The organism is Candidatus Cloacimonadota bacterium (genome assembly GCA_020532355.1).
GTDB lineage: Bacteria > Cloacimonadota > Cloacimonadia > Cloacimonadales > Cloacimonadaceae > UBA5456.
In genome coordinates, this window is the sequence record JAJBBD010000128.1 from 1 (window position 1) to 2,783 (window position 2,783).

A 2,783-nucleotide genomic window follows, 5' to 3' on the forward strand; every position below is an offset into this window, starting at 1 on the left:
GTAACATACGAAGAGCAAACCTGGCTGAAGATATCGAGGATTTTCTGACTGACTTGATCCGCCCACAGGTAACAGATGATACTTTGTTTATTGTGGATGATAGTGATATTGCCAAACCATATGCGAAGAGCATGGAAGGGTGTGGAAAGGTTCATAATGGCAGTGAGTCCAAGTCGACAAATGGTTATTTGCTGATGAATATATTCGCCTTGCTTACCAAACAAGATGGCTATAGCTTATTGCCTGCCAGTAGTATACTTTTTGCGCCAAGTATTGAGCCGGATTCGGCCAAGCAAGTCCTGCAAGACAAGATTGTGAATCAGCAAATAGCCTTTCGTAACAATGGCACATATGTTTTTGATCGTGGCTATGACGACCGCAAATTGATCGGTTTCATGGTTGATAATGGAGTTTCTTTCGTCATTCGAGGCATGGGGCTTAGAGCCATCAAGGAGGGTATAGTAGAGAAGAACTTCAAGGAAGAAGTTGATAAGATGAAGTTCAAGTATAAGCTGCCCGGTTTACGGAAAAATGAGGAATTTCATTGTGCTACACGCAGAATTGGCGTGCGAACGGATGATCATCCGAGCAAAAAAGCAAGTAGCGTGGAGATAAGCCTGGTTGTTGTACGCAAGTACCGCGATGGCTCTCGAAAAGGCAAGGACTTTTACCTGCTATGTGATTTCGACGATCCCCACATGCCAGAGAAGGAAGTCATTGCCAGAGCGATCGATACATACAGACGGCGGTGGGCTGTGGAAGAGGTACATCGTTAGGTAAAACAAAGCATGAAATGGGAGGGTATGCGCCTGAAAACATATCGGGGAATGAAAAACCTAAATGGCTTTATGGCATTGGCAGTTTACTTCATATACAAGCTCAAGACCACATTCACATTTTGGCTATTGGCTTTCCCAAACTGATCATCTACAAAAAGTCCGACAGATACAAGGTCATGGAGTTCTGCTACTATAGAATCTGCGATGTTGTTGCTACTTGCTTAATGCTCATCGTGCAGTACCGACGAAGACCAAACATCCAAGAAACCCGCGATAGATGGCAGATGAAAATCAGGCTGGATTAAAAAATGGGGGAATGCAAATGAAAATAAATCTTGACATAAATTCTAAGAAGGTCTCTTATGCATTCATAGCATAGAACTAAGTATGAATAGAAAGTAGCATATGTTAATAAGTGCACAACATATGCTTCAACCAAATAAAATGGAGGAAAAATGCACTATTCAAAAAAAACATCTTACTTGTCACGTGTCTCGTTGTTTTGATCCTATTTTCCTGTCAGAACAAGAATGTGGTATCTAACATCAATGGACTAAAAGCTAATTATTCTGTTGATCCAGAGATGATAAATATTTTTGAAGACTTGCATACATATGCAGTCACGGAAATGTTAACTAACGAATGTATCATGGAAATAGTAGATAACAAGAGAGCTAATAACGAGACATATTTTACGGATGATGAAGTAGAAAAACGAAATGAAGCAATGTTAGATATAGCGGCAAACTACTTACAATATCAGCAGGACCTTGACGCATATGCTGAAAGAATTGACGAAATCAATGATGCGTCATTCAATTTGGATGATGGCAAGTATTATATTGAACATCCTGATAGTTTGGCCGATATATATAGAGCAGTAGGAGGCAGGGATTATGATGATCCCGTTTTGGGTCCAATATATGCAGAACTGGACGAATACATTGCTGAATTTGGTGATAACTTCGATTCTAAGGGCTATGATGATGCACTAGAGATCCTTAATGCCAATTTAGCCTATATGGCATCTTGCTCATATCCAACTGAAGAATGTGCAGAAAAAATGGCACAGATGATTGGTATTGCTCGTAGTTCAGCAATTTTAATACCTGATTATATTACTGCTTTCGGTCGATATTCTTCAAATTCTATCCCATTACGTAACCATGTGATTGGTGCCTTTTGGGCTGATCAAGCATTTGATTGGGTCTATCCATTTCATGTAGGACTTGGTGCCTTGGGTAATGGGACTTGTTCTGCATCATATCTCGTATGCTGGTATATTCACGTACATTGGTAATATTCAATTTAACCTTGGTTCGTTAATTATTTAGGGATGTTATGAAAAATTCTAAAAACAATTTATTCATTATCGACTGGATTTTGCACATCATAATTGGTAGTTTGATTCCTATTCTTTCAATGCTCAAACCAAATATCATTCCTTTCGATTGGAGATGGAGTGTTATCATACTCGTATTGTCCATACCCTGGGAAGGATATATTCTTTTAATGAAAAACTGGAAAGATAAATTAGAACAAATATGCTTAAGAGCTGCTTACTTGTATGCTATACTTGCTGTCATAGCTTTCATGATTAGTAACTATGCAGTAATATATTCAGAGCTGATTTATCATAATTTTTATATCTTATACTATTGGGTTCAGGTATTTCTGGCTATTGGAGCATCTTACAGAACCAGAATTTTTTTTAAGACTTATGTCAACACTCTCAATCAAAGGCTCCAAATTACTGATTAAGGAAAGAACAATTTTTCTTTATTGTGAATGGGCTGAATTTATATTGAAAAGGCTGCCTTACATGAGGCAGCCCTTAAATAAAAATGATACATAAACCACTATAAAGTCTATTATAAAGAATTATCCGATCTTTACCATTTGGCTATTTTTTACCCCCAAAAACAGGCGTTTTTTAGCCATTTCGGCCAAATTGCTAATCCTGTATATGGTTGTAATTCAGCACTATAGCCGTTTTCAGGTTTA

3 protein-coding genes are annotated in these 2,783 nt (G+C 38.0%); all 3 read left to right on the forward strand.

Annotated features, from left to right (window positions below; genetic code table 11):
• Positions 1-776 (forward strand): transposase (locus tag LHW48_04565; GenBank protein MCB5259734.1); only part of this gene is annotated, 776 nt, incomplete at its 5' end.
• A 17-nt stretch (positions 777-793) separates the two neighbouring features.
• Positions 794-1,084: a hypothetical protein gene (locus LHW48_04570; protein ID MCB5259735.1), complete on the forward strand. Its 291-nt coding sequence runs from the start codon at positions 794-796 to the stop codon at positions 1,082-1,084.
• A 227-nt stretch (positions 1,085-1,311) separates the two neighbouring features.
• Positions 1,312-2,079: a hypothetical protein gene (locus LHW48_04575; GenBank protein MCB5259736.1), complete on the forward strand. Its 768-nt coding sequence runs from the start codon at positions 1,312-1,314 to the stop codon at positions 2,077-2,079.
• Positions 2,080-2,783 lie beyond the last annotated feature (704 nt).

What these genes read in the sequence shown, in the direction of transcription:
- LHW48_04570 (MCB5259735.1), top strand. Translation starts at nt 794, where the DNA reads ATGGGAGGGTATGCGCCTGAAAACATATCGGGGAATGAAAAACCTAAA.